Source organism: Verrucosispora sp. WMMD1129 (assembly GCF_029581255.1).
Taxonomy (GTDB): domain Bacteria; phylum Actinomycetota; class Actinomycetes; order Mycobacteriales; family Micromonosporaceae; genus Micromonospora; species Micromonospora sediminimaris.
Genome location: NZ_CP120741.1, coordinates 2,595,965 through 2,620,721 on the forward strand (window position 1 = coordinate 2,595,965; position 24,757 = coordinate 2,620,721).

Consider the following 24,757-nt stretch of genomic DNA (forward strand, 5'->3'; position numbering starts at 1 on the left):
TGGGGTCAGGACTCGCGCAGCGAGCGGCCGGTCTTGGTGAGGAAGACGTCGTCGAGGCTCGGGCGGTGCAGTTCGATCGACCTGAGGTCGAGCCCGGCCGCGTCGACCCGTCGCAGGATCCGCGGAATGGCGGTGGCGCCCTCGTCGACGAAGAGCCGCAGCCCGCCCTCGTCGAGCAGCTCCAACCGGTTCACGTACTCCTCGCCGTCGAGCAGCTTCTCAGCCTCGCCGGTGGCGGTGACGTCCAGGCCGACCTGGACCACGTCGCCGGAGATCTCCCGCTTGAGGTCGGCTGGCGTACCCTCGGCGACCACCTCGCCGTGATCCATGATCGCGATGCGGTCGCAGAGCGCGTCGGCCTCGTCGAGGTAGTGCGTGGTGATGAAGACGGTCATCCCGTCGGCGCGCAACCGGCGGATCTCGTCCCACATGTGTGCCCGGCTCTGCGGGTCGAGACCGGTGGTGGGCTCGTCCAGGAAGACGATCTTCGGCTCGTGGATGATGCCGAGCGCGATCTCGACCCGGCGCCGCTGGCCGCCGGAGTACGTCTTGCACTTACGGTCGGCGAACTCGACAAGTTGGAACGCCTCCAGCGCCCGGGCGGCCCGCCGCTGCGCCTCGGTCTTGCGGATGCCGTACATCCTGGCCTGGAGCACCAGTTCCTCGCGGCCGGTGGATTCGTCCCAGGTGCTCCCGCCCTGGGCCACGTAGCCGATCCGGCGACGCACCTCGCCCGGGTCCTTGAGCAGGTCGGCACCGGCGATGGTGGCCTGGCCCCCGTCCGGCTCGATAAGTGTCGCCAGCATCCGCAGCGTGGTGGTCTTGCCGGCACCGTTCGGGCCCAGGAACCCGAAGATCTCACCGGCCGGGACGTCCAGGTCGACACCGCGTACCGCCTCGACGGTCTTCGTCTCCCGACCGGCCCGGCTGCGGAACGACTTCCGCAGCCCTCTGGTCTCGATCATGTCCTGCTCCCCGCTCGTGGCCTTTGTCGGCCATCATCGTCACCGGCACTCGACCACATCGGTACGACACCACGCCGCTCAATTACCGCGCCCGCACAGTGCGCCATCCCACACTGAGCGATCGTTAGGGCCATCGGGGTGCCCGATAAACTCCCGGTCAGTAACCCGCCGGGAGGAGCCACCAGGTGCGCAAGGTACTCATCGCCAACCGAGGCGAGATCGCCGTCCGGGTCATCCGCGCCTGCCGGGACGCGGGCCTGGGCAGCGTCGCGGTGTACGCCGACTCGGACCGGGACGCCCTGCACGCCACGCTCGCCGACGAAGCGTACGCGCTGGGTGGTGACACCGCCGCGGATTCCTACCTGCGCATCGACAAGCTGATCGACATCGCCGGCCGCTCCGGCGCGGACGCGGTGCATCCCGGGTACGGCTTCCTCTCCGAGAACGCCGACTTCGCCCAGGCGGTCATCGATGCCGGCCTGACCTGGATCGGTCCGACTCCGCAGGCGATCCGCGACCTGGGTGACAAGGTGACCGCTCGGCACATCGCCCAGCGGGCCGGTGCCCCGCTGGTCCCCGGCACCGCCGACCCGGTCGGCAGCCCCGACGAGGTGATGGCCTTCGCCGTCGACCACGGCCTGCCGGTGGCGATCAAGGCGGCCTTCGGCGGCGGTGGGCGCGGGCTGAAGGTGGCCCGCACGATGGAGGAGATTCCGCAGCTGTTCGAGTCGGCCACCCGGGAGGCGGTCGCCGCGTTCGGGCGGGGCGAGTGCTTCGTCGAGCGGTACCTCGACCAGCCCCGCCACGTGGAGGCGCAGGTCCTCGCCGACCAGCACGGCAACGTGATCGTGGTGGGCACCCGGGACTGCTCGTTGCAGCGCCGCCACCAGAAGCTGGTCGAGGAGGCTCCGGCACCGTTCCTCACCGCCGCGCAGCGGGCCCAGATCCACGACAGTGCCAGGGCGATCTGCCGGGAGGCCGGCTATCACGGTGCCGGCACGGTCGAGTACCTGGTCGGCAACGACGGCACCATCTCCTTCCTGGAGGTCAACACCCGACTTCAGGTGGAACACCCGGTCACCGAGGAAACCGCCGGCATCGACCTGGTCCGCGAGCAGTTCCGCATCGCCGACGGCGAGAAGCTGCGGTTCACCGAGGACCCGACCCCGCGCGGGCACTCCATCGAGTTCCGGATCAACGGCGAGGATCCCGGCCGCAACTTCCTGCCCGCCCCCGGTACGGTCACCGCGCTGCGGCTGCCCACCGGTCCCGGGGTACGGGTGGACGCCGGCATCTCGGCCGGCGACGTGATCGGCGGCAACTTCGACTCCCTGCTCGCCAAGGTCATCATCACCGGTGAAACCCGGACCGAGGCGTTGGAGCGGGCCCGCCGGGCGCTTGACGAGATGGTGGTCGAGGGGATGGCCACGGCGCTGCCCTTCCACCGTCTGGTGGTGCGCGATCCGGCGTTCACCGCCGAACCGTTCAGCGTGCACACCCGATGGATCGAGACGGAGTTCGACAACACCGTGCCGCCGTTCACCGCCGCAGCCGGGGCTCTTGCGGGCCCGGCGGAGCGCGAGACCGTCGTGGTCGAGGTGGGCGGCAAGCGGTTGGAGGTGAGCCTTCCCGCCGGTCTCGGCGCCGGTACGGTCGCTGCCGCGCCAGCCGCGCGCAAGCCCACCCGCCGGGGTGGCGGGACCACGGCCGGCGCGGCGGCGAGCGGTGATTCGCTCACCTCACCGATGCAGGGCACGATCGTCAAGATCGCCGTCGCCGACGGCGACACGGTCGCCGAGGGTGACCTGGTGGTGGTGCTGGAGGCGATGAAGATGGAGCAGCCGCTGCACGCCCACAAGGCCGGTACGGTGAGCGGACTGTCGGCTGAGGTCGGCGCGGTGATCACCGCCGGTGCGGCGATCTGCACCATCGCCTGAGGTGTGACCGGCGGCGGTCAGCGGAGGGTTTCCGCGGCAACGGCGCAGACGGCGGCGGTCAGCGCGGTCAGCACCGGCGAGTCGAGCCGCCAGTGCTGCCAGTACAGCGGGACGTCCAGCACCCGGCCGGGGGCGATGTCCACGCAGCGCCCGGCGGCCACGTCGGCGTCGGCTAGCTGTTCCGCCATCAGCCCCCAGCCGAGTCCCAGCCGGATCGATTCGTTGAAGGCCGGAACCGACGGCACGTAGTGCACGGGCGGGTCGAGGGCGCGCCCGGTCACCGTACGCAGGAAGCGGTGTTGGATGCGGTCCTTGCGGTCGAAGACCACCACCGGCGCGGCGGCGGCCGACGCCCGGGTCAACCCGTCGGCGAACCAGCGGTCCGCCAGCGCGGGTGCGGCCAGGGCGCGGTAGCGCATCGCGCCGAGCCGGCGTACCCGGCAGCCCTGCACCGCTTCGCGCTGGGCGGTCACCGCGGCGGTGACCGTGCCGGCGCGCAGCAGTTCGGCGGTGTGGTCCTGGTCGTCCTGCCGGATGTCGAAGGACAACTCCGGCTGGTCGGGCAGCCGGGCGAGCGCGGCGGGGAACCAGGTGGCGAGCGAGTCGGCGTTGACCACGATGGCGACCCGGGTGCGTCCCCGGTCGCCGCCGAGCGGCCCCCGGGCGTCGGCCAGCGCCTCCCGTTCCAGCAGCGCGAGCTGGCCGGCCAGGCGCAGCAGTGGGCGACCGGCCTCGGTGGCGTCACAGGGCCGGTGGCGGCGGACGAGCACCTGCCCGACGGTCTCCTCCAGCGCCTTGATCCGTTGACTGACCGCCGAAGGCGTGACGTGCAGCAGCCGGGCCGCCGCCTCGAAGCTGCCCTCCGAGACGATGGTCGCGAGCGTACGGAGCTGGGTGGAGTCGAGACCGTCCATGTAGCTGACCTTAATAAGATGAAGAACCTTTAGCTGGACTCAGGAAACGAGGCGCTTCTACCGTCGGTCACATGCTCACCTCCGTCGTTGCCGGTTTCTCCCTGTCCATCGCCCTCATCGTCGCCATCGGCGCGCAGAACGCCTTCGTGCTGCGTCAGGGCCTGCGCCGGGAGCACGTGGTGCCGGTGGTGTTGACCTGCGCGCTCTCCGACGCGCTGCTGATCGGCGTGGGCATCGCCGGGGTGGGCTCGATCGTGGCCGGACGTCCGGTCCTGCTCACCGCGATCCGTTGGGGTGGGGCGGCCTTCCTCCTCGGGTACGCGGCACTCGCCGCCCGCCGGGCGTTGCGTCCCGCCGCGCTGACGCCGGCCGACCGGCCACCGGCCCGGCTCGGCCCGACGCTGCTGGCCTGTCTCGCCTTCACGTACCTCAACCCGCACGTCTACCTCGACACGGTGCTGCTGCTCGGCGGGATCGCCCAGCAGCACCCGCACCGGTGGCTGTTCGGTGTGGGCGCGACAACGGCCAGCGTGCTCTGGTTCGCGGCACTCGGTGCGGGCGCGTACCGGCTCGCGCCACTGCTCGCACGCAGGCGGGTCTGGCAGGTGCTCGACGGCGTGATCGCGGTGGTGATGATCGCAGTGGCGGTGGCACTGGTGCTCGGTTGAGCAATGATGGCCGGGTGCGGTTCCTCAACGGTGTGAATCCCGGCTACGACCTGACCTACAACGACGTCTTCATGGCTCCGGCCCGCTCGGAGGTGGGTTCGCGGCTCGACGTGGATCTGGCCACCGGCGACGGCACGGGTACCACCATCCCGCTGGTGGTGGCGAACATGACGGCGGTCGCCGGCCGGCGGATGGCCGAGACGGTGGCCCGACGCGGCGGCATCGCGGTGATCCCGCAGGACATCCCGATCGACGTGGTGGCGGAGGTGGTCGCCTGGGTCAAGCAGCGACACCTGGTGCACGACACGGCGATCGCGCTGGGCCCGAACGACACCGTCGGTGACGCCATCCACCTGCTCCCCAAGCGGGCGTACGGCGCGGTGATCGTGGTGGACGACGACGGCCGCCCGATGGGGGTGGTGACCGAGGCCGACACCGTCAGCGTGGACCGGTTCACCCAGCTGCGGCACGTGATGTCGACCGAGTTGCACACCGTGCCCGTCGACGCGGATCCGCGTACCGGCTTCGACCGGCTCTCGGCGGGCCGGCGGCGGCTGGCGCCGGTGGTGGACGACGCGGGCCGGCTGGTCGGCGTACTCACCCGCCCCGGTGCGCTGCGGGCGACGCTCTACAGGCCGGCGGTGGACGCCCACGGTCGACTCCGGATCGCGGCGGCGGTGGGCATCAACGGCGACGTGGCGGGCAAGGCGAAGGCCCTGCTGGAGGCGGGGGTGGACACCCTGGTCGTGGACACCGCCCACGGCCACCAGGAGCGGATGATCTCGGCCCTGCGGACGGTACGCGGTCTCGACCCGGCCGTGCCGGTGGCGGCCGGCAACGTGGTCACCGCCGACGGGGTACGCGATCTGGTCGACGCGGGTGCCGACATCATCAAGGTCGGGGTCGGTCCGGGCGCGATGTGCACCACCCGGATGATGACCGGGGTCGGTAGGCCGCAGTTCTCGGCGGTACTGGACTGCGCGGCGGCCGCCCGGGCCCTGGGCCGCCACGTCTGGGCTGACGGCGGGGTGCGGCATCCGCGGGACGTGGCCCTGGCGCTGGCCGCCGGGGCGTCCAACGTGATGATCGGCTCGTGGTTCGCCGGCACCTACGAGTCCCCCGGTGACCTTTTCACCGACGAGGAGGGCCGGCGCTACAAGGAGAGTTTCGGCATGGCCTCGGCACGGGCGGTCAGCGCGCGGACCGGCGACGACAGCCCCTACGACCGCGCCCGCAAGGCGATCTTCGAGGAGGGCATCTCGTCGGCCCGGATGTATCTCGATCCGGTCCGTCCCGGCGTGGAGGACCTGATCGACGAGATCATCTCGGGAGTGCGGAGCGCCTTCACCTACGCCGGTGCGCGCACCCTCGACGAGTTCCACGAGCGGGTGCTGATCGGCGTCCAGAGCACCGCCGGCTACACCGAGGGAATGCCGCTGCCGACCAGTTGGTGAGGTCAAGGCCGGGCACCGACTGAACGTCGTCAGTCGGTGCCCGGGGCCGGTGTGAAGAGATGCCGGATCACCGACCGGGCGGCGTCACCCGGGTCCTCACCCAACCCGGCGGGGAGTGCACCGGCCAGCCAGAGGGTGGCGAAGCCGTGCACGATCGACCAGGCCGCCAGCACGTCTTCCTGCGGCCCGTCGGCGGCCGGCGTGGGACGGCCGGACCGGTGCGCCAGTCCAGCGCGCAGGACGGCGCCGGAGCGTTCCCGGGCGGCCCGCAGTTCGGCGTCGTCGGTCCGGTAGAGATCGGGGTGGAACATCACCTCGAAGTGAGCGCGATGCCCGACGGCGAACTTCACGTACGCCACCCCGAGATCCAGCAGCTCGTCGCCGGCCCCGGCGAGCGCGTCGGCGAGGGTGTCGAAACCCTGCACCGCGATCGCGGTGAACAGGCCGGCACGCTCACCGAAGTGGTGTGCCGGTGCGGCGTGCGAGACGCCGGCCCGGCGGGCCAGATCGCGCAGGCTCAGCGCCGCCGGACCTGACTCCTCGATCGCCTGCACGGCCGCGGTGAGCAGGGTGCGGCGCAGGTCGCCGTGGTGGTAGCCGCGGGTGTCGCTCATCACCCAAGCTTATCTTGTCATTGACAAGATGCGCCCGCCGGGGGCAATCTTGACACCGACAAGATTTGCAGTTGAGGAGGTATCGATGGCTCCGCTGATCGCTCTGGTCGCCGGCACCGCGCTCGCCCGGCTGGCCGGCCTGGCCGGGATCGCCGCGCTCGACGGATGGCATCCGGCGCTGCGGATCGGGCTGGCGCTCATGTTCGTCATGACCGGGATGGTGCATTTCGTCGGCCCTCGGCGGCAGGACCTGATCGCCATGGTGCCGCCCCGGCTGCCACGCCCGGAGCTGCTGGTCACGGTGACCGGGGTGCTGGAACTCGCGGGGGCGGTCGGGTTGCTCGTGCCGGCCACCGCCCGCTGGGCCGCCGCCGGGCTGACCCTGCTGCTGCTGGCCATGTTCCCGGCGAACGTCTCCGCCGCCCGCCGCCGGCTCACCCTGGCCGGACGCCCGGTCACTCCGCTCGGCGTCCGTACCGCGCTGCAACTGGTGTTCCTCGCCGCCACGGTCGCGGTCGCGGTCGGACCGTGAGCCGGCGTCCACCGCCACCCGCCACCGCGGTCGCGGTCGGTCCGTCAACTGGATCCGACCGCGACCGTCGGCCTCAACGGGCCGGCAGCAGGTCTCCGGAGCGAGCGGCCACCACCGCGCTGATCAGTCCGATCGCCTCGGCCGCCGGCTGCGGCGGCAAGGAGCGGCCGTCCCGCAACCGCAACGCCACCCGGCCGTCGGCCGCCTCCCGGGCGCCCAGCACGCCGACATACGGGATCCGGCGGCGCACCGCGTCGCGGACCCGGGCACCGAGCGACCCGCTGTGGTCGACCTCGGCCCGCAGTCCCGCCTCGGTGGCCCGCCGGGCCAGGTCGGTCGCGGCGTCGGCCTGACCGTCGCCGACCGGCAGGACGACCAGTTGCACGGGGGCGTACCAGGGCGGGAAGGCACCCCCGTGCACCTCGATCAGGTACGCGAAGAGTCGCTCCATGCTGCCGGCGAGGCTGCGGTGCACCATCACCGGACGCCGTCGTTCACCATCGGCGTCGGTGTACGACAGGTCGAAACGCTCCGGCTTGTCGAAGTCGAGCTGGACGGTGGAGAGGGTGTACTCGCGCTCGGCCGCGTCCCGCACCTGAATGTCGATCTTCGGGCCGTAGAAGGCGGCCTCGCCCGGTGCCTCGGCGTACGGCACGCCGTCGAGGGCGGCGCGGAGCAGGTCCTCGGCCCGCGCCCACTGCGCGTCGTCGCCGACGTACTTCTCCCCCGACCCGCGCAGCGACAGCCGTACGCCCGCCGGCCGCACGCCCAGCGCCGCGTGCGCGGCCCGGATCAGCCGCAGGATCTCCGACACCTCCTGGCCGACCTGCTCAAGGGCGCAGAAGTTGTGCGCGTCGTTGAGGGTGATGGCGCGTACCCGGGAGAGTCCGCCGAGTACTCCCGAGCGTTCCGCCCGGTACATGCCCCCGATCTCCGAGACGCGCAGCGGCAGTTCCCGGTAGGAACGCCCACGGGACCGGTAGACCAGGGCGTGGTGCGGGCAGAGCGCCGGACGGAGCATCACCTCGTCGTCGCCCTCCCCCAGTCGCATCGCCGGGAACATCTCGGCGGCGAAGTAACCGAGATGCCCGGAGACCTCGAACAGCTCCCGTCGTCCCAGCGGCGGGGTGTACACCTGTTGGTAGCCGGCCCGGCGCTCCAGATCACGCAGGTACTCCTCGACGGCATGCCGGGCGGCGGCACCGGCCGGCAGCCAGATCGGCAGGCCGGCCCCGGAGAGCGGGTCGGTGGCGAACAGGTCCAGGTCCCGGCCCAGCCGGCGGTGGTCGATCATGTCAAGGCTCCTTGGTCGTACGCCCCGACACGACCCCTGCCCCACGACGCACGAGTGCCCCGGGCGGATCGCCCGGGGCACTCGGTAGACGAAGACGTCAGTGCGGCGCGCCAGGCTTCCCCGGCGTCGTCGTCAGCAGCGCACTGCACATGCGCGGAGCGTACGCCCGCCCCGCGCGCCGCCGCACCTCATTTGACCGGGCCGCTGGCACGGGACCTGCCAGCGGCCCGGCGGCGGCCCGGGCGTCAGGAACGGGGGACCCGACGCTCGCCGGGCCGCGCGCCGACAACGGTACGCCGCTGGAGGAGATTTCGGCGACCGCGCCTCGCCGTCAACCTTCATCGATATGCTGCGGTGGGATCGGTGGCCCGCCGCCGCCCGGGCGAGGTGTCAGTGGTCACGGCCGGCCAGGGCCGGTTGCGGGTGACCCCGGACACCGCGTCAGGCTCGGTACGTCCATTCGGAGAATTCCGCGAGGTGGCCCGGTGCCCGAACTGCTCACCCAGGTGGCATCGCCCCAACTGGCGTACCTCGCGCTCTTCACCCTGCTGGCCGTGGACGCCTTCGTGCCGGTGGTACCCACCCAGCTGCTGATGCTCACCGGCGGCGCACTCACCGTGTACGGCGGGCTGAACCTGCCGACGACCGTCGCCGTCGGCGCGCTCGGCGTACTCGCCGGGGATCTGGCCTGCTACCTGCTCGGTCGGTACGCGTCGGGACGCCGGCCGCTGCGGCCGGTGGGGGCTGGTCGAGCCCGCGGCATCGCCGGGCGCCTGACCCGGGGTCTGCGCCGTCCCGGGCCGATGATGATTCTGCTCTGCCGTTTCGTGCCGGGTGGCCGGATGGCCGCCTGCTTCGCCGCCGGCCGCAGCCGGTACCCGGTCCGGCACTTTCTGCCCGCTGCCGGCGTCGCGGCCGGAGGCTGGGCGTCCTACGGCGGGCTGGTGGGGCACCTGGGCGGGGCGGCGTTGACCGGTTCCGGCTGGCGGATGGTGGTCGTCGCGGCGGTGGCCGCCGCCGGCTTCGCGTTGGCCGGCTGGGCGTTGGCGTCCGTCACCGCACGGCTGAACTCGACCCCGGCCGAGACGCCCGTCGACTAGTGCGGACACCCGGGGAAATCCGGATGGGCGGTCGGGGTGGTCCCGGGGTCGGATTTCGGTGCTCGTCCCGGATCCGCCTGAGGTGCCCACGACGACAGGCTGAAGCATGCCTGCAATCCGGAACAGCGGTGCACTGGCCCTCGGTGGAATCGTCCTCGCGGCGGTGCTCACCGTCATCGGTCATGCCGGGGTCAGCGACCTCGACCCGGTCAGCCTGACCGTCAGCGACTACGCCGTCTCCGACTCGGGCGAGATCATCCACATCGCCATGCTGCTGCTCGCCGCCGCCTCCGCCGTGCTCATCCCGACGCTCGGTCGGCTCAGCCCGCCGGACGGTCCGCGATCCGTCACCGCCACGCGGCGGGCCGTCGGGCCGAAGGCAGGCAGGGCGTTCGGCACCGCGACGAGCGACGGTGGCCGGGGTCGGGCCGCCGAGTGGCTGTTGGCGGTCTGGGCGGGTGGGCTGCTGGTCTCGGGCCTGGTGCCGACCAACCCGCCGGGCACCGAGATGGACACAGCCGCCTACGTGCACCGGTACGCCTCGGTGGTCGCGTTCCTGGCGCTGCCGATCGCCGGCTGGTTGCTCGCCGCCCGGCTGCCCGCCGGCACCCGTGCCGGGCGCTGGCTGCGCGCCCTGACCGTGACCAGCCTGCTGCTGGCCGTCGTGATGGCCTGGTCCGCCTACCCGGGCGACCGCGCCTACTACGGCCTGATCGAACGGGCCCTCATCCTCGCCGAGGTGGCCCTGCTCACCGTGGTCGCCGCCTACTCCAGCTCGTGGAGCATCAGTTGGCGACCCGCTTCGGTGACGGAGCCGGAGAGGCTGGGGTAGATGGTGATGGTCTGCGCCAGCTCGTTGACGGTGAGGTTGTTCTCCACCGCCAACGTGATCGGCATGATCAGTTCGCTGGCCTTCGGTGCGACCACCACTCCGCCGATCACCTGGCCGCTGGCCGGTCGGCAGAACAGCTTCACGAAACCGTCCGGGATCTCGTCCATCTTCGCCCGGGCGTTGCCACCCAGCGGCAGCATCACCTGACGCGCCGGCACCTTGCCGGCGTCCACCTCGTCCTGCGAGACCCCGACCGTGGCCAACTCCGGGTCGGTGAAGACGTTCGCGGAGACGGTACGCAGCCGCAGCGGCCGGACCGCCTCACCGAGCGCGTGCCACATCGCGATCCGGCCCTGCATCGCGGCGACGCTGGCCAACGGCAGCACCCCGGTGCAGTCGCCGGCCGCGTAGATGCCGGGCACGTTGGTCCGGGAGACCCGGTCCACCGTCACGTAGCCGCCCCGGGCCAGCTCGACGCCGTACTCGGCCAGACCCAGCTCGGCGGTGTTGGGGATCGAACCGACCGCGATCAACGCGTGGGACCCGGAGACCGTCCGGCCGTCGGAGAGCTCGACCTCGACACCGTCGCCGGTGCGCCGGACGCTCTCGGCTCGGGAGTTGTTCAGGATGCTCATGCCCCGGGTCCGGAAGACCCGCTCGATCGCCTGCGCGGCGTCGGCGTCCTCGTGCGGCATCACCCGGTCGCGGCTGGAGACCAGGGTCACCTCGACCCCCATCGCGAGGTACGCGCTGGCGAACTCGGCACCGGTGACACCGGAACCGACCACGATCAGATGCTCGGGCAGCTCGGGCAGGTCGTAGACCTGTCGCCAGGTCAGGATGCGCTCGCCGTCGGGCAGCGCGGTGGGCAGTTGGCGCGGGGTGGCACCGGTGGCGATCAGCACGGTGGAGGCGTCGATGGCGTACGCGGCCTCCGCACCGTCCGGCGTGACGATCACCCGGTGGGTGTGCCCGAGCGTGTCCTCGCCGAGGCGGGCGCGCCCGGACACGAAGGTGACTCCGGCCTTGACCAGCTTCGCGTGGATGTCGGCGGACTGTGCCAGAGCGAGCCGCTTGACCCGGTCGTTGACCGCCTGGGCGTCGACGGTGACCGCCTCCAGGCCGTCGGAGTGCACCCCGAACACCTCGGTGTCGCGGTAGCCGGTCACCACCTCGGAGCTGGCGATGAAGGTCTTCGACGGCACGCAGTCCGACAGCACGCAGGCGCCACCGGCGCCCTCGGCCTCCACGACCGTCACGTCGGCGTCCAACTGGGCCGCCACCAGTGCCGCCTCGTAGCCCGCCGGCCCCCCGCCGATGATCACGATCCGGCTCACCACGACCGCCCTTCCTCCATGCTCACAGTGACTTTCTTCTCCCCGACGCGTCCGACACGCACCGTCGTATTCTCCCCCACGCGCCGACCGGGCTATCGTCATCGCCGTGCGTCATTACGCCGCCTACGGCTCGAACCTGGACCCCGCTCGAATGCGCGCCTACTGCCCGCATTCCCCGATGGTGGGCATCGGCTGGCTGGAAGGCTGGCGGCTCACCTTCGCCGGCGAAGACGTCATCGGCTGGGAGGGCGCGGTCAGCACTGTCGTCGAGTCGCCCGGCGACCGGGTGTTCGTGGCGCTCTACGACATCCACCCGTACGACGCGGCTCAGCTGGACGAGATCGAGGGCGTCACCTCCGGCACGTACCGGAAGCTGACCGTCCGCGTCTCGACCCTCGACGGCGACGTGACCGCCTGGGTCTACGTCTTCGACGGCTACGAGGGCGGCCTGCCCACGTCCTGGTATCTCTCCGAGATCGCCAACGCCGCCGAGAAGGCGGGCGCGCCGGACGACTACGTCATCGAGCTGCGGTCCCGACCCACCGGTACCGCCTCGGCGTAGCTCGTCTCCCACCTCCCCAGTCTGCTACCGGGCGTGGTGGCCGCGGGCGGCGACCCCGGGTTGCGGGGAGATCGTCCCAGGATGGGCGGGTCTCACCCCTGCGTGTGGGTCCGCGCCAGGGTCAACAACTCGACCAGTTCCGCACCGTCGGCCGGGCCGAGCGCCGTGAACGCGGGCGCGACGAGCCGGTCGGTCATCGCCTCGGCCCACAGCCGCCGCCGCACCAACGGTCCGACCGGCGGGTACGGCGGCGGCCAGCCACAGGCCATCGCGCCGCTGGCCCCCTCAGGCCCGGCCAGCACCGCCTCCAGCGGGGTCATCCCGCTGGCGCGTACGGCCACCAGGTGCGCACCGGTGAAATGTTCGCGCAGCAGGCGTAGGCCGGCGGCGGCCCGGGCACCGGTGGTCGCCGCGTCCGACGGCATGGCCCGCCACGCCGCGAACAGTGGCATCGCGCTGGCATCGGCCGCCGCGACGGCCCGTTCCACAAGCACCGCGAGTCGGTCGACGCGGGGCAGGTCACCCAGGACCTCCTCGCCCCACCGGCAACATTCGGCAAGGCTGGCGGCGGCCACCTCGGACGGGCGGACCGCACGGGCGGCGGCGTCCCAGCCGTCGGCCACGGCGTCGGGGGCGATGAAGCCGAGGGCAGCCGCGACTGTCTCGGCCCGCACGTCACCCAGCGCGCCGGCCCGCCCGGTGACGTAGAAGGCCCACCCGGAGATGCCGAGCAGGCGGGCCCGACGCAGCGTGGTGGGGCACCGGGTGTACGCCTCGCCGAGGGCGAGCACCGCGGGTTTGCTCGCCGCCGCGACCTGCTCCGGCGTCATCCCGACCCGCCCGGGAGGGGTCCACCCGAAGGTCCGTACGTGAAGGATCCGCCCGAAGGTCCGTCCATGGGGGACCAGTCTGCCGGTCAACCGTCGGAGTCGGCATCCCCCTCCTCGGCGTCCAACGCCTCCATTGCGGCCTCCACCTCGCCGGCCCGTCGCCGGGCGGTGCTGACCGACCGTTCGGCGGCCCGACGGGCCAGCCGGGACCGGCTGAGTTCCTGCTCGGCGACGGCCCGGCGACGTTCCAGTTCGGCCAGTTCCGCCTCGACGGCGTCCAGCGCGGCCACCCCGTCGCGTTCGGCCGCGACCGCGCCGGCCAGGTCCGTCTCGGCCCGTTCCTGGTCGGAACGCGCCCGGTCCAGCTCCTTCTCCAACGCCTTGCGGCGACGGGAGCGTTCGGCGCGGGCGGCCCGCTGTGCCTGTTCGGCCCGTAACGCTCCCCGGTCCGGCGGACGCTGCCGGACCGGGGCGGCGGGCGGCGGTTCCTCGCCGCCGGTCACCAGACGCAACTGTGGCCGGGGCACCTCGCCGAACCCGGCGTAGTGGGCCGGGCGCAGCAGTCTCCCGGAACGCACCTGCTCGGCCACCTCGACGTCGGAGAGCGCGGCGTTGAGTGTCGCTTCGACCTCGGCCAGCGGCAGCTTCCCGCCCGACGGGGCACCCTCGACGCCGGCGGCGAGCCGGCGTACCTCGGCGACCAGCGCGCCGACCACCGCCCGCCGCTGCGCGGACAGCTCGCGCAGGCGCGGGCCGCGCAGCTCGCGCTGGGCCTCCCGCAGCGCTTCGGCCAGCTCCGCCAGCTCGGCCACCAGCTCCGGTCGCTCCAGCGCCAGCAGGTTGACCAACCAGGCGGCGACGGTGGGCCGGCGCAGCCGGGCGATCTCCCGGGCGGTACGCGGGTCACCGGCCCGGCGGGCCTGCGCGGCGGCGTCGTCCCGGGCAGCGACGAACCGGTCCGGCGGCGTGCGGTACAGCTGCTCGACGAGGTCGGATGGGGGGCCGGGCATCGGCTCAGCCGTCGATCCGGCTGCCCGGCTCCAGCCGCTGGTACTCGCTGCCGGACAGCGCCGTGTACTGCCGGTCGAGCACCGCGTAACCGTTGTCGTTGAGCAGGGCGTCGTGCAGCGCGAAGACCCGGCGCGGGGCCACCGCCCGGATGAAGTCGACCACCTCGGAGAACTTCGACCAGGGGGCGTGGATCGGGGCGAAAAGGGTGTCGACCTGGACGTCGTCCGGGACGAACAGCGCGTCGCCCGGGTGGTAGACGACGTCGTTGAGCAGATAACCGAGGTTGTCGATCACGGGGATGTCGGGATGGATCACCGCGTGCCGGCCACCCTGGGCGCGTACCGGGATCCCGGCGGCGGTGAAGGACTCCCCCGGGGTCACCGGGCGCAGCACATCGGCCGCGTCGCCGAGCGCGCCGGCCAGCGACGCCGGACCGTGGATGACGAAGGGACGCCGCGCCAACTGCCGGTTCACCGCCGCCACGTCGAGGTGATCCGGGTGCTCGTGGGTGATCAGCACCGCGTCGGCTCCGTCCAACGCCACCGCCGGCTCACTGAACATTCCTGGATCGATGACCAGCACTCCCCCGTCGTGCTCGACCCGCAGGCACGAGTGGGCGTACTTGGTGAGCCGCATCGTGATCCCTCCCATATCGATTCGTGACGTCCTGAGCGCAGTCTGCCGGAACCCGTGCGGTGGTGTGTGGCGTCCGAGCCATTGCCTGTTCGGGCAGCAGAGAGGGGAACGGGGATGGGAATGCGAAGAGCCCGCCGGCACGGGACCACGGCGGTGGCGACACTTGCTGCGCTGCTGATGCTCGCCGCCTGCGGGAGTGGCGGCGGAGACGACTCAGGGGCGGCCGGCACCGCGGCCGACGCCGAGGCACCGGCCCGGGAGGGTGCCGCCGTTGCGCCCGGCGAGGCCGCCGCGCCCGGTAACGCCCAGGGCGGTGCCGGCGCGGCGACGGACACCCGGGTCGACAAGCGGTCCATCATCTACACGGGATCGATGCGGGTGCAGGTGAACGATGTGGACGTCGCCGCCCGGGACGCCGTCGCGGCGGCCACCCGGGCCGGCGGCTTCGTCGGCGGGGACCAACGCCGCAGCTCCGACGCCGACGCGGTGGCCGACCTCGAACTGCGGGTGCCAGCGGAGCGGTTCTACGCGGTCGTGGAGGAGCTGGCGGGTCTCGGCACCCCGGAGCGCCGGGAGATCGGTACGCAGGACGTCACCGAGGAGACCATCGACCTCGACGCCCGGATCGCCAGCCAGCGGGCCCGGGTGGAGAGTGCGCGACGACTGCTCGCCCAGGCCAACTCGATAAGCGATCTGGTGAGCATCGAGAACGAACTGGCCCGGCGGGAGGCCGACCTCGCCTCGCTGGAGGCGAAGAAGCGGCGGCTGAGCGACCTCACCGCGCTGTCCACCATCACGGTCACCCTGGTCGGGCCCGGCGTCACGACCCCCGAGGAGGAGACCGAGATCGGTTTCCTGGTGGGGCTCAAGGGCGGCTGGCAGGTCTTCCTGTCCTCGATGACCGTCCTGCTCACCGTGCTGGGTGCGATCCTGCCGTGGCTGCTGGTCTTCGGCGTACCGCTGGGGGCGCTGTGGTGGCTGGCCCGCCGTCGCCGCCGGAACCGACCCGGGGTGCCGGCCCTGGTCGCACCGAGCGGCACCCCGCCACCGCCGGGTGTCAGCGCGCCGCCGCCAGTGCCTGGAGCGCGGTCTGCACCATGAGCCGTACGCCCACCGGGATGGCCCGTTCGTCCACGTCGAACGACGCCCGGTGCAGATCGACGTTCGGCCCGGAGCGGCCGACCCCGAGTCGGGCCAGGGCACCGGGGACGTACTCCAGATACCAGGAGAAATCCTCGCCGCCCATGCTCTGCGGGGTCTCCGCGATGCCCTCCGGGCCGAGCGCGGCTGCGGTGGCCGCGTTCAGCACCCCGATGGCCCGTGCGTCGTTGCAGACCGGTGGACGACCGCGCAGGTACTCCAGGTCGACGGTGGCCCCGGTGGGTGCGATGACGTCCCGGACCACCTGAGAAACGATCTTCGGTGCCAGCTCCCAGGTGTCGCGGTCCATCACCCGCAGGGTGCCGGAGGCGGACGCCTCGGACGGGATGACGTTGTACCGGGTGCCCGCGGAGGCGTGACCGAAGACGAGCAGCAGTCCACTGTTCGCCGGCACCCGGCGGCTGACCAGTGCCGGAACCTCGGTGATCAGCCGACCGAGCGCGTCCACCAGGTCCACGGTCAGGTGCGGGCGGGCGGTGTGGCCACCCGGGCCGGTGAGCCGGACGGTGACGTTGTCGGCGGCGGCGGTGATCGGGCCGACCCGCAGACCCACCTGACCGACGGGCAGGTTCGGGTCGCAGTGCAACGCGAAGATCTGCACCACGTCGTCGAGGCCGCCGGCCTCGATCACCTCCAGCGAGCCGCAGGGCAGGATCTCCTCGGCGGGCTGGAAGATCAGCCGCACCCGGCCGGGCAGTTCGCCCAGGTCGGCCAGCTGCGCGAGCAGCATGCCGACGCCCAACATGACCGTGGTGTGCACGTCGTGGCCGCAGGCGTGGCAGACCCCGTCGACCGTGGAGCGGTACGGCACGTCCTTGACGTCGGTCAGCGGCAACGCGTCGATGTCGGCGCGCAGCGCGATCACCGGCCCGTCCGGACGGCCGTCGATGTCGCAGATCACCCCGTTGCCCTTGGGCAGCATTCGCGGCTGCAACCCGGCCAGGGAGAGTTCCCGGGCGATGAGGGCCGCGGTCTCGAATTCCGCGCCGGACAGCTCCGGGTGCGAGTGGATGTGACGGCGCGTGGCGATCAGGCCCGGTACCCGGAGGGCGAGCAGGTGGTCCAACTCGAAGGGCAGGGGCTGGGAACCGGTCGGCGCATCCGGCCAGGACGGCGCCAGTTGGTGACCGGTCGGCATCGTCAACGCACTCGTCACGTCGAATTCTCTTCGATCACTAGAAATGGATGGATCATCGGGAACAGCAGACAGCGTAGACCCCCGACGGTAACTCTGCGCAACCTCGTTCCGGTGATGATCGGACCGCGCAGCGTCACGTATGCCCTGCTGAGAGCGTCCGTAGGTGAGCGGGACAGCAGGTAGATCGTGGTCATGAGCCCTCATCCGCCCCTCACCTCCTACAACGCGTAATCGTTCGCCGGACACTGAGAATCTTCCCGAAACCATCGTCGCCGTTCCGAATTGTCGCATTAGTCGCGCCGATGAACTGACCGTACGACAATTACCCGACCACCATCGGCAACGATCACCCGTGGACGTTCACACGCAGGGCAGCCGTCCGACCGCACACCGTGTGCGTCCACGTGATCACCGCGAGCGGAGTACCCGGGCAACGCCGGTTCGACACGCTGCGCGACGACTGGGCCGTGACGTCCCCGCGACAACTGCCGCGCCCGGCGGCGGCGGACCGTGCGTTGCCGTGACGAACCGACCGGGGTCAGAACCGGTCGGTGGGCTGGTAGCGGCCCCAGACCTCGCGGAGCGCCCCGCACACCTCACCGACGGTGGCCCGCTCGCGCAGCGCCGCCTTCATCGGGTGGAGCACGTTGCCGGTGCCCGAGGCGGTCTCCCGCAACTCGACAAGCGCCCGCTCCACGGCGGCGGAGTCCCGCTCGGCCCGCAGCTTCGCCAGCCGCTCGGCCTGGGCCGCCTCGATCGCCGGATCGACCCGCAGCGGCTCGTACGGCTCCTCGGCGTCGATCGCGAAGCGGTTGAGCCCGACCACCACCCGCTCGCCCGAGTCGATCTCCTGCGCGATCCGGTACGCGGACTGCTCGATCTCCCGCTTCTGGAAGCCGACCTCGATCGCGTCCACCGCCGACCCGTGCTCGAAGACCCGGGCCATCAGCGCGTCGGCCGCCGTCTCGATCTCGGCGGTCATCGCCTCGACCACGTACGAGCCGGCGAACGGGTCGACAGTGGCGGTGAGATCCGTCTCGTACGCCAGCACCTGCTGGGTACGCAGCGCCAACCGGGCCGCCTTCTCGGTGGGCAGCGCGATCGCCTCGTCGAAGCTGTTGGTGTGCAGCGACTGGGTGCCGCCGAGCACCGCGCCGAGCCCCTGCACCGCCACCCGGACCAGGTTCACCTCGGGCTGCTGGGCGGTCAACTGCACGCCCGCGGTCTGGGTGTGGAAGCGCAGCATCATCGACTTCGGGTTCTTCGCCCCGAACTCGTCGCGCATCAGGCGGGCCCAGATCCGCCGGGCCGCCCGGAACTTCGCCACCTCTTCGAGCAGGGTGGTACGCGCGACGAAGAAGAACGACAGCCGGGGGGCGAAGTCGTCCACGGCCAGCCCGGCGGCGATCGCGGCCCGGACGTACTCCACGCCGTTGGCCAGCGTGAACGCGATCTCCTGCACGGGCGACGCGCCGGCCTCGGCCATGTGGTAGCCGGAGATCGAGATGGTGTTCCACTTCGGCACCTCGCTGCGGCAGTAGCCGAAGGTGTCGGCGACCAGCCGCAACGAGGGCTTCGGCGGGAAGATGTACGTCCCCCGGGCGATGTACTCCTTGAGGATGTCGTTCTGGATGGTGCCGTTGAGCGCCGAACCCGGCACGCCGTTCTCTTCGGCGACGAGTTGGTAGAGCAGCAGCAGCACCGAGCCGGGCGCGTTGATCGTCATCGAGGTGGAGACCTTGTCCAGCGGGATGCCGTCGAACAGCAGTCGCATGTCCTCGATGGAGTCGATGGCCACGCCCACCTTGCCCACCTCGCCGTGCGCGATCGGGTCGTCGGAGTCGTACCCCATCTGGGTGGGCAGGTCGAAGGCGACCGACAGGCCCATCGTCCCGGCCCGCAACAACTGGTGGTAACGCGCGTTGGACTCGGTGGCGGTACCGAAGCCGGCGTACTGACGCATGGTCCACGGGCGGGAGGTGTACATGGTGGGGTAGACCCCACGGGTGTACGGGAACTCGCCCGGCCCGCCGAGGCGGGAGTCCAGGTCGCCGGGAAGGTCGTCGGCCGTGTAGACGCCCTTGATCGGGAAACCGGACTCGCTTGACCGCCGTTCGCTCATCACCGGATGGTAGGACGGGTGGAACGGGTGGCGGGTGAGGGATACCGCACACCGCGTCGCCCGGCCGCGACAAGGCACGACAAGAGGTGAGTGGCTGCACACGTACCGTCGAGTACTGGAAACGTCCGCCGCGCCGGCTTTCGCATCGGGCGTCTGAACCAGCAAGATAGGGGGGTTGTGTCCCAGCCCTCTCGACTTCCCCCGGTGGCTTTTCTGTGACTCAGATCCCGACGTGGAGCGGCGGACCAGTCAGCACTCCCACCAACGGACGCGCGACACCCGGCACCGTCATCGGTGACCGGTACTCGCTGCGCTCGGCGGTGGGCAACGGTGGCATGGGTACGGTCTGGCGGGCCACGGACACCCTGCTGCGCCGTGACGTGGCGGTCAAGGAGGTCGTCCTCCCGCCCGGCCTGGCGCCGAGCGACCGCGACGCGATGTACGAACGCACCCTGCGCGAGGCCCGCGCCGCCGCCGCCATCGCCCATCCGGCGGTGGTCCAGGTGTACGACGTGGTCACCGAGGCCGGCCGCCCCTGGATCGTGATGGAGCTGCTGGACGCCCGCAGCCTCGCCGACATGGTGATCGAGGACGGGCCGATCGCCCAGCGCGTGGTTGCCAAGATCGGCATTGCGCTGCTCGGCGCGCTCGAGGTGGCGCACGCGATCGGCGTGCTGCACCGCGACGTCAAGCCCGCCAACGTGTTGATCTGCTCCGACGGCCGCTGCGTGCTTACCGACTTCGGTGTCGCCCGGATGCCCACCGACGTGCAGCTCACCACCCCGGGGATGGTGCTGGGCTCACCGCACTTCATCTCGCCAGAGCGGGCCATGGGGCAGGAGTTCGGCCCGCCCAGCGACCTGTTCTCCCTCGGGGTGACGCTCTACACGGCCGTGGAGGGCCGCCCGCCCTTCGACCGGGGCGACCCGATCGAGACCATGCACGCCGTGGTCGAGGATCCGCCCGCCCCGCCACAGCGCAGTGGTCCGCTGACCCGGGTGCTGATGGGTCTGCTGGAGAAGGATCCTGCCCGCCGGCTGGACGTGCACACCGCCCGCGCCATGCTGCGCGAGCTGCTGGCCGGCCCGCTGAGCAGCAGCGCCGCCGGGGTCAACTCGATGACCGACCAGTATTCCGTGATGCCGGTGCCGCTGCCCGCACCGATCAGCGCGCCGGCCGCGCCGGCGAAGCCGGTCCCGTCCGGGCAGATCGGCGGCCGGGCGATGCTGGGCCCCGGCGAGTCGCTGACCGACCGGCTGGCCGCGCTGCGCCGGGGCGAACGTCCCGGCCAGGCTGCCGCGGCCGGCGCCGCCGCGATGGAGGACACCAGCGCCGACGCCCTGGCCCGTCCCGGGCAGCGGGGCGCCGCGATGTCCCCGCCCGGCCGCACCTACGGTGGCGCCGAGGCGACCCAGCGGGTCGGCGGGGACACCACCCAGCGGGTCGGGCCGGAGATCTTCGGTTACGGCGGGCAGCCCGACGCGACCCAGCGGATCGGCGGCTACGGCGCCGGGCCGGACGCCACCCAGCAGCTCGGCGGCTACGGCGCCCAGCCCGAGGCGACCCAGCGGGTCGGCGGCTACGGCGGTGCCCAGCCCGACGCGACGCAGCAGGTCGGCGCCTACGGTGCCGCGCAGTGGCCGGCCGCGCCGAACCAGCCGTACGGCACGCCGGCCCCGGCTCCAGGTGGCGGCAGCAGCCCGGTCGACCGGGCGAAGGCCGCCGGCACCCGGGTGGTCGACACCGTGAAGGGCTGGCCACGCAAGATGCAGCTGGCGGCGGCCGGTGGCCTCGCGGTGCTGCTGCTGATCGGCATCGTGGCCTTCTCCAGCGGCGGCGATGAGACGCCCACCACCCCGGTCGCCGAGCCGTCCGCCTCGGCGGACGAAGGCCCCGGCATCGAGATGCAGGAGCACTCGGCACGCGGGGTGCAAGTGCTGGTGCCCAAGGGCTGGAAGCGGGCCGCGCCGGCCGGTGGGGTCTACATCGACTACACCGACCCGGAGGACAGCGGCCGTCGGGTACGCATCCTCAACGAGAAGTGGAGCGGCACCTCGGCCCGTTGGGCAGAGGTGGCCGAGAACGGGCTGAAGACCCGCTCGGCCTCCTGCGCCAAGCCGTACACCCAGGTCGCCATGGCGGAGAAGGAGCTGGCCGGGAAGCCCTCGGCCGAGTTCGAGTACACCTGCGGCGAGGGCGACGAGATGCGGCACGGCATCTGGCACGGGGTCGCCCACGACGGCCGGCTCTACTCGTTCTACCTGACCTCGACCGACGCCCGCTTCGAGGAGAGCAAGCCGATCTACGCGGAGATGCTCAAGTCGTTCCAGCTCACGTCGGCCGGCTGAGCCGGGGCAGACGCCCGTGGAGATCCGTCGCCGTGCTATCAAGAGGCCATGGCGGCGGAGACCAGCGACATCGACACCATCCGCGAGCGGGCCGAACGCTGGCTCGCCGACGATCCCGACCCGGCCGGTCGGGCGGAGCTGCGGGCGGTGCTCGACCAACTGCCGGGCAGCGCGCCGGAGCTGGCGGACAGGTTCGCCGGGCCGCTGACCTTCGGCACGGCCGGCCTGCGCGGGCCGCTGCGTGCCGGCCCCAACGGGATGAACCTCGCGGTGGTCACCCAGGCCGCCGCCGGGCTGGTCGCCTGGCTCGCCGCCCAGGGCGGCACCGGCCCGCTGGTGATCGGGTACGACGCCCGGCGCGGCTCCCGCGAGTTCGCCGAACGCACCGCCCAGGTGGCCACCGGGGCGGGCCGCCCCGCGCTGCTGCTCTCCCGCCCCCTGCCCACCCCGGTGCTCGCGTACGCGGTGCGTCACCTGTCGGCGGTGGCCGGGGTGATGGTGACCGCCAGCCACAACCCGCCGCAGGACAACGGCTACAAGGTGTACCTCGGTGCCGAGTTGGGTGGAGAACTGGGCGCCGGGGCGCAGATCGTGCCGCCGGCCGACGCCGGCATCGAGGCCGCCATCCGCGCGGTCGGCCCGCTGGCTCAGGTGCCGCTCGGCCCCGCCGGGCAAGTGCTCGGCGACGACCTGGTCGCCGCGTACGTGGCGCGGGCGGTCGGTGTCGTCTCCCCGGGCGGTCCCCGGGAGCTGACCGTGGCGTACACCCCGCTGCACGGTGTCGGTGCGGCGGTGCTCACCGCCGCGTTCGCCGCCGCCGGTTTTCCGACGCCCGGCGTGGTGCCCGACCAGGCCGAGCCGGACCCTGACTTCCCCACCGTCAGTTTCCCGAACCCGGAGGAGCCGGGCGCGGTGGACCGACTGGTCGCGCTCGCCGAGCGCACCGACGCCGACCTGGCCATCGCCAACGACCCCGACGCCGACCGCTGCGCCGTCGCGGTCCGCGACGCTGCCGGCGGGTCCGACGGTTCGGGTTGGCGGATGCTGCGCGGGGACGAGGTGGGTGTGCTGCTCGCCGATCACCTGATGCGACGCGGGGTCACCGGCCTGTACGCCACCACCATCGTCTCGTCGTCGCTGCTGCGGACGATGTGCGCCGCGCGCGGGCTGCCGTACGGGGAGACGCTCACCGGATTCAAGTGGATCGTCCGGGCCGGTGACGGCAGCGAACCACTGGTGTTCGGTTACGAGGAGGCGCTCGGCTACTGCGTCGCCCCGGAGCACGTACGCGACAAGGACGGCATCACCGCCGCGCTGACCGTGGCCGAGCTGGCCGCCGGCCTCAAGGCGCAGGGGCGCACGCTCGCCGACCGGCTCGACGAGTTGGCCGCCGAGTTCGGCGTGCACCAGACCGACCAGCTCTCGGTACGCGTCGACGACCTGCGCCTGATCGCCGACGCGATGGCCCGGATCCGCGCCGCCACCCCGACCACCCTGCTCGGTCAGCCGGTCACCGAGACGCAGGACCTGCTTCCCGACGCCGACGTGGTGATCCTACGTACCGCAGCGGCCCGGGTGGTGATCCGCCCCTCCGGCACCGAACCAAAGCTCAAGGCGTACCTGGAAGTGGTGGAACCCCCCACCAACGGCGACATAGCCGCGGCCCGCACCCGCGCGACCGCCGCCATCACCACCCTCCGCACCGAAATCGCCCACGCCCTCGGCATCCCACCCGGTTGATCATGAGGTTAGCGGCAAAGTTGATCCGGGAGTGCCGCCAACCTCATGATCAACGCGATTCGGGCGGGCGGCGGGGGCCGAGGGCGTGCTCGACGGCGCGGCCGAGGGCAGCCACCACCAGGGCCACCGACGGGCGGATCACGCTGTCCTCCAGGTTGACCTCGCCGGAGAAGCCGACGCCGCTGGCGATCTCCTCCAGCCGGCGTCGGGCGGCGTCGGCGTCCTCGCCGGTGACCCCGAGTGCGGATTCCATCCGCAGCACGGCGACCAGGGTCGCGAGCGCGGCGGTCCGCTCGTCCGGAGCAGCGCCGGTGAGCACCACGGCGAGCCGCTGCCGGGTCTCCTCCTCCACCGACGGGTCCACCACCGGGTAGCGGTGGACGTGGATGAAGCCCAACTCGGTCTCGTCGACGTCCCGGACGACGCCCTGCTCGCAGAGGTCGCCGAGGATCCGGTCGCGCAGGCCGTGCCGGAGCCGCTGCACCCAGGAGGAGGGGCTGTGCGGCGTGTCGGCCACGATCTTGGCCAGCACCGCGTCGGTGACCGGTTCGCCGGTCGGCGTCGGGTCCACCGCGGTCAAGGCGCCGTCGGTGTACGCGATCCGCCCGGCCAGGGCCAGTTCGATGAGAACGGCGGCGGCCATGCCCAGGTCGAGGCTGATCCGCGGCAGGGTCGCCTTACCCGTTTCGTCGTCGTAGGCGAGCAGGAGCAGTTCCTCGGCGAGTGGCACACCAGTCATGGCCCGAGACGCTAGCCGCTGAACGCCATCATCCGCAGCACAAACCGCCGCCGGGGTCAGCGGCCGTCGCCATGCTCAGAAGCGGGGCATGCCGCCGAACTGCCGGTCACCGGCGTCGCCGAGGCCCGGCACGATGAACATGCTGTCGTTGAGGCCGTCGTCGATGGCGGCGGTGACCAGGCGCAGCGGCAGTCCGGAGCGCTCCAACCGCTGAATGCCGGCCGGCGCGGCGAGCACACAGAGCACGGTGATGTCGGTGCAGCCCCGCTCGGCCAGCAGTCGACAGCAGTGCTCCAGGGAGCCGCCGGTGGCCAGCATCGGGTCGAGGACCAGCACGGGCAGGCCGGCGAGGTCCCGGGGCAGCGACTCCATGTAGGCGCGCGGCTCGAAGGTCTCCTCGTCGCGGGCCAGGCCGACGAAGCCCATCGAGGACTCGGGCAGCAGCCCCAGCGCGGCGTCCGCCATGCCGAGACCCGCCCGCAGCACCGGCACCAGCAGCGGCGGGTTGGCCAGCCGGGTGCCCTGGGTGGCGGTCACCGGCGTCTGCACCGGGTACGTCTCCACCGGGAAGGAGCGGGCGGCCTCGTACACCAGCATTGTGGTGAGTTCGTGTAGCGCCGCCCGGAATGTCGATGAATCGGTGCGCTCGTCCCGCATGGCGGTCAGCCGGGACTGGGCGAGCGGGTGGTCAATGACGAGTACGTCCACGATCGCTCAACCTACCCGCCCGGAATGTCGGCGCGCGGGTCCCGGCCGCGACCAGCGACCTCGCTCACCCGTGCGCGCTCGTCGACCGCGGTGACCAAGATCACTCGGTGTCAAC

Annotated in this window: 22 protein-coding genes; 10 read left to right on the plus strand and 12 right to left on the minus strand. The window is 72.1% G+C overall.

Annotation, left to right across the window (positions count from 1 at the left end):
- Positions 1-5: 5 nt before the first annotated feature.
- Entirely contained in the window at positions 6-965 is a 960-nt protein-coding gene (locus tag O7624_RS11805; RefSeq protein WP_093406253.1) for an ATP-binding cassette domain-containing protein, read from the minus strand.
- A gap of 185 nt (positions 966-1,150) precedes the next feature.
- Here O7624_RS11805 and O7624_RS11810 point away from each other — a divergent pair, with 185 nt between their 5' ends.
- Positions 1,151-2,902: a biotin carboxylase N-terminal domain-containing protein gene (locus tag O7624_RS11810; protein ID WP_282240031.1), complete on the plus strand. Its 1,752-nt coding sequence runs from the start codon at positions 1,151-1,153 to the stop codon at positions 2,900-2,902.
- A 17-nt stretch (positions 2,903-2,919) separates the two neighbouring features.
- Here O7624_RS11810 and O7624_RS11815 read toward each other — a convergent pair whose 3' ends face one another.
- Positions 2,920-3,816, minus strand: coding sequence for a LysR family transcriptional regulator ArgP (locus O7624_RS11815; RefSeq protein WP_282240032.1), 897 nt, complete (start codon positions 3,814-3,816; stop codon positions 2,920-2,922).
- 71 nt (positions 3,817-3,887) lie between these two features.
- On the opposite strand from O7624_RS11815, the gene O7624_RS11820 reads away from it, so the two are divergent.
- Both O7624_RS11820 and O7624_RS11825 read left to right on the plus strand, forming a co-directional pair.
- A complete protein-coding gene (locus O7624_RS11820) occupies positions 3,888-4,484 on the plus strand; it encodes a LysE/ArgO family amino acid transporter (protein WP_282240033.1) in 597 nt (198 codons plus the stop codon).
- Positions 4,485-4,498: 14 nt separating this feature from the next.
- On the plus strand, positions 4,499-5,938 hold the full coding sequence (locus tag O7624_RS11825) for a GuaB1 family IMP dehydrogenase-related protein (protein ID WP_093406243.1): 1,440 nt from the start codon (positions 4,499-4,501) through the stop codon (positions 5,936-5,938).
- 29 nt (positions 5,939-5,967) lie between these two features.
- Here O7624_RS11825 and O7624_RS11830 read toward each other — a convergent pair whose 3' ends face one another.
- Positions 5,968-6,552 carry a TetR/AcrR family transcriptional regulator gene (locus O7624_RS11830; protein ID WP_282240034.1) on the minus strand — a complete coding sequence of 195 codons (585 nt, stop codon included), beginning with the start codon at positions 6,550-6,552 and terminating at the stop codon, positions 5,968-5,970.
- Between the two features lie 85 nt (positions 6,553-6,637).
- On the opposite strand from O7624_RS11830, the gene O7624_RS11835 reads away from it, so the two are divergent.
- The gene (locus O7624_RS11835; protein WP_282240035.1) at positions 6,638-7,084 is read left to right on the plus strand and encodes a DoxX family protein; all 447 of its coding nucleotides are present in this window, start codon (positions 6,638-6,640) and stop codon (positions 7,082-7,084) included.
- Positions 7,085-7,157: 73 nt separating this feature from the next.
- Here the strand turns inward: O7624_RS11835 and thrS are convergent, their stop codons facing one another.
- Positions 7,158-8,378, minus strand: a complete 1,221-nt coding sequence (gene thrS, locus O7624_RS11840; RefSeq protein WP_282240036.1) for a threonine--tRNA ligase — start codon at positions 8,376-8,378, stop codon at positions 7,158-7,160.
- A 485-nt stretch (positions 8,379-8,863) separates the two neighbouring features.
- Between thrS and O7624_RS11845 the strand changes: the two genes are divergently transcribed.
- Both O7624_RS11845 and O7624_RS11850 read left to right on the plus strand, forming a co-directional pair.
- A complete protein-coding gene (locus O7624_RS11845; protein ID WP_282240037.1) occupies positions 8,864-9,478 on the plus strand; it encodes a VTT domain-containing protein in 615 nt (204 codons plus the stop codon).
- 106 nt (positions 9,479-9,584) lie between these two features.
- Complete coding sequence (locus tag O7624_RS11850) at positions 9,585-10,310, plus strand: DUF998 domain-containing protein (protein ID WP_282240038.1); 726 nt, start codon at positions 9,585-9,587, stop codon at positions 10,308-10,310.
- On the opposite strand, the gene O7624_RS11855 is transcribed toward O7624_RS11850, so the two are convergent.
- Positions 10,244-11,647 (minus strand): NAD(P)H-quinone dehydrogenase, encoded by a 1,404-nt coding sequence (locus O7624_RS11855; RefSeq protein WP_282240612.1) that lies wholly within the window; start codon positions 11,645-11,647, stop codon positions 10,244-10,246. The genes O7624_RS11850 and O7624_RS11855 overlap by 67 nt on opposite strands.
- A gap of 106 nt (positions 11,648-11,753) precedes the next feature.
- Between O7624_RS11855 and O7624_RS11860 the strand changes: the two genes are divergently transcribed.
- Positions 11,754-12,209 (plus strand): gamma-glutamylcyclotransferase, encoded by a 456-nt coding sequence (locus O7624_RS11860; protein ID WP_093406228.1) that lies wholly within the window; start codon positions 11,754-11,756, stop codon positions 12,207-12,209.
- A 92-nt stretch (positions 12,210-12,301) separates the two neighbouring features.
- On the opposite strand, the gene O7624_RS11865 is transcribed toward O7624_RS11860, so the two are convergent.
- From O7624_RS11865 to O7624_RS11875, 3 genes are all read right to left on the minus strand, one after another.
- Positions 12,302-13,039 (minus strand): hypothetical protein, encoded by a 738-nt coding sequence (locus tag O7624_RS11865; protein WP_282240039.1) that lies wholly within the window; start codon positions 13,037-13,039, stop codon positions 12,302-12,304.
- Positions 13,040-13,125: 86 nt separating this feature from the next.
- Entirely contained in the window at positions 13,126-14,049 is a 924-nt protein-coding gene (locus tag O7624_RS11870; RefSeq protein ID WP_282240040.1) for a hypothetical protein, read from the minus strand.
- Between the two features lie 4 nt (positions 14,050-14,053).
- A complete protein-coding gene (locus O7624_RS11875; RefSeq protein WP_282240041.1) occupies positions 14,054-14,686 on the minus strand; it encodes an MBL fold metallo-hydrolase in 633 nt (210 codons plus the stop codon).
- A gap of 114 nt (positions 14,687-14,800) precedes the next feature.
- Between O7624_RS11875 and O7624_RS11880 the strand changes: the two genes are divergently transcribed.
- Positions 14,801-15,787: a DUF4349 domain-containing protein gene (locus tag O7624_RS11880; protein ID WP_282240042.1), complete on the plus strand. Its 987-nt coding sequence runs from the start codon at positions 14,801-14,803 to the stop codon at positions 15,785-15,787.
- Here the strand turns inward: O7624_RS11880 and O7624_RS11885 are convergent.
- Both O7624_RS11885 and O7624_RS11890 read right to left on the minus strand, forming a co-directional pair.
- Positions 15,744-17,003, minus strand: a complete 1,260-nt coding sequence (locus O7624_RS11885; protein WP_282240043.1) for an amidohydrolase — start codon at positions 17,001-17,003, stop codon at positions 15,744-15,746. The two genes, O7624_RS11880 and O7624_RS11885, sit on opposite strands and share 44 nt — an antisense overlap.
- A 520-nt stretch (positions 17,004-17,523) precedes the next feature.
- The gene (locus tag O7624_RS11890) at positions 17,524-19,107 is read right to left on the minus strand and encodes a methylmalonyl-CoA mutase family protein (RefSeq protein ID WP_093406216.1); all 1,584 of its coding nucleotides are present in this window, start codon (positions 19,105-19,107) and stop codon (positions 17,524-17,526) included.
- A gap of 215 nt (positions 19,108-19,322) precedes the next feature.
- Here O7624_RS11890 and O7624_RS11895 point away from each other — a divergent pair, with 215 nt between their 5' ends.
- Both O7624_RS11895 and O7624_RS11900 read left to right on the plus strand, forming a co-directional pair.
- Entirely contained in the window at positions 19,323-21,455 is a 2,133-nt protein-coding gene (locus O7624_RS11895; RefSeq protein ID WP_282240044.1) for a protein kinase, read from the plus strand.
- A gap of 48 nt (positions 21,456-21,503) precedes the next feature.
- Positions 21,504-23,195: a phospho-sugar mutase gene (locus O7624_RS11900; protein ID WP_282240045.1), complete on the plus strand. Its 1,692-nt coding sequence runs from the start codon at positions 21,504-21,506 to the stop codon at positions 23,193-23,195.
- Between the two features lie 49 nt (positions 23,196-23,244).
- On the opposite strand, the gene O7624_RS11905 is transcribed toward O7624_RS11900, so the two are convergent.
- Complete coding sequence (locus tag O7624_RS11905; protein ID WP_282240046.1) at positions 23,245-23,934, minus strand: GPP34 family phosphoprotein; 690 nt, start codon at positions 23,932-23,934, stop codon at positions 23,245-23,247.
- Between the two features lie 75 nt (positions 23,935-24,009).
- A complete protein-coding gene (upp, locus tag O7624_RS11910) occupies positions 24,010-24,642 on the minus strand; it encodes a uracil phosphoribosyltransferase (protein ID WP_093406203.1) in 633 nt (210 codons plus the stop codon).
- Between the last annotated feature and the right edge of the window lie 115 nt (positions 24,643-24,757).

Bases quoted from the DNA above. Each gene is read 5' to 3' on its own strand.
- O7624_RS11880 (WP_282240042.1), top strand. From the start codon at position 14,801: ATGGGAATGCGAAGAGCCCGCCGGCACGGGACCACGGCGGTGGCGACA.
- O7624_RS11875 (WP_282240041.1), bottom strand. From the start codon at position 14,686: ATGCGGCTCACCAAGTACGCCCACTCGTGCCTGCGGGTCGAGCACGAC.
- O7624_RS11805 (WP_093406253.1), bottom strand. From the start codon at position 965: ATGATCGAGACCAGAGGGCTGCGGAAGTCGTTCCGCAGCCGGGCCGGT.
- thrS (WP_282240036.1), bottom strand. From the start codon at position 8,378: ATGATCGACCACCGCCGGCTGGGCCGGGACCTGGACCTGTTCGCCACC.
- O7624_RS11890 (WP_093406216.1), bottom strand. From the start codon at position 19,107: ATGAGCGAACGGCGGTCAAGCGAGTCCGGTTTCCCGATCAAGGGCGTC.
- O7624_RS11905 (WP_282240046.1), bottom strand. From the start codon at position 23,934: ATGACTGGTGTGCCACTCGCCGAGGAACTGCTCCTGCTCGCCTACGAC.
- O7624_RS11835 (WP_282240035.1), top strand. From the start codon at position 6,638: ATGGCTCCGCTGATCGCTCTGGTCGCCGGCACCGCGCTCGCCCGGCTG.
- O7624_RS11850 (WP_282240038.1), top strand. From the start codon at position 9,585: ATGCCTGCAATCCGGAACAGCGGTGCACTGGCCCTCGGTGGAATCGTC.
- O7624_RS11830 (WP_282240034.1), bottom strand. From the start codon at position 6,552: ATGAGCGACACCCGCGGCTACCACCACGGCGACCTGCGCCGCACCCTG.
- O7624_RS11865 (WP_282240039.1), bottom strand. From the start codon at position 13,039: ATGACGCCGGAGCAGGTCGCGGCGGCGAGCAAACCCGCGGTGCTCGCC.
- O7624_RS11870 (WP_282240040.1), bottom strand. From the start codon at position 14,049: ATGCCCGGCCCCCCATCCGACCTCGTCGAGCAGCTGTACCGCACGCCG.
- O7624_RS11820 (WP_282240033.1), top strand. From the start codon at position 3,888: ATGCTCACCTCCGTCGTTGCCGGTTTCTCCCTGTCCATCGCCCTCATC.
- O7624_RS11815 (WP_282240032.1), bottom strand. From the start codon at position 3,816: ATGGACGGTCTCGACTCCACCCAGCTCCGTACGCTCGCGACCATCGTC.
- O7624_RS11900 (WP_282240045.1), top strand. From the start codon at position 21,504: ATGGCGGCGGAGACCAGCGACATCGACACCATCCGCGAGCGGGCCGAA.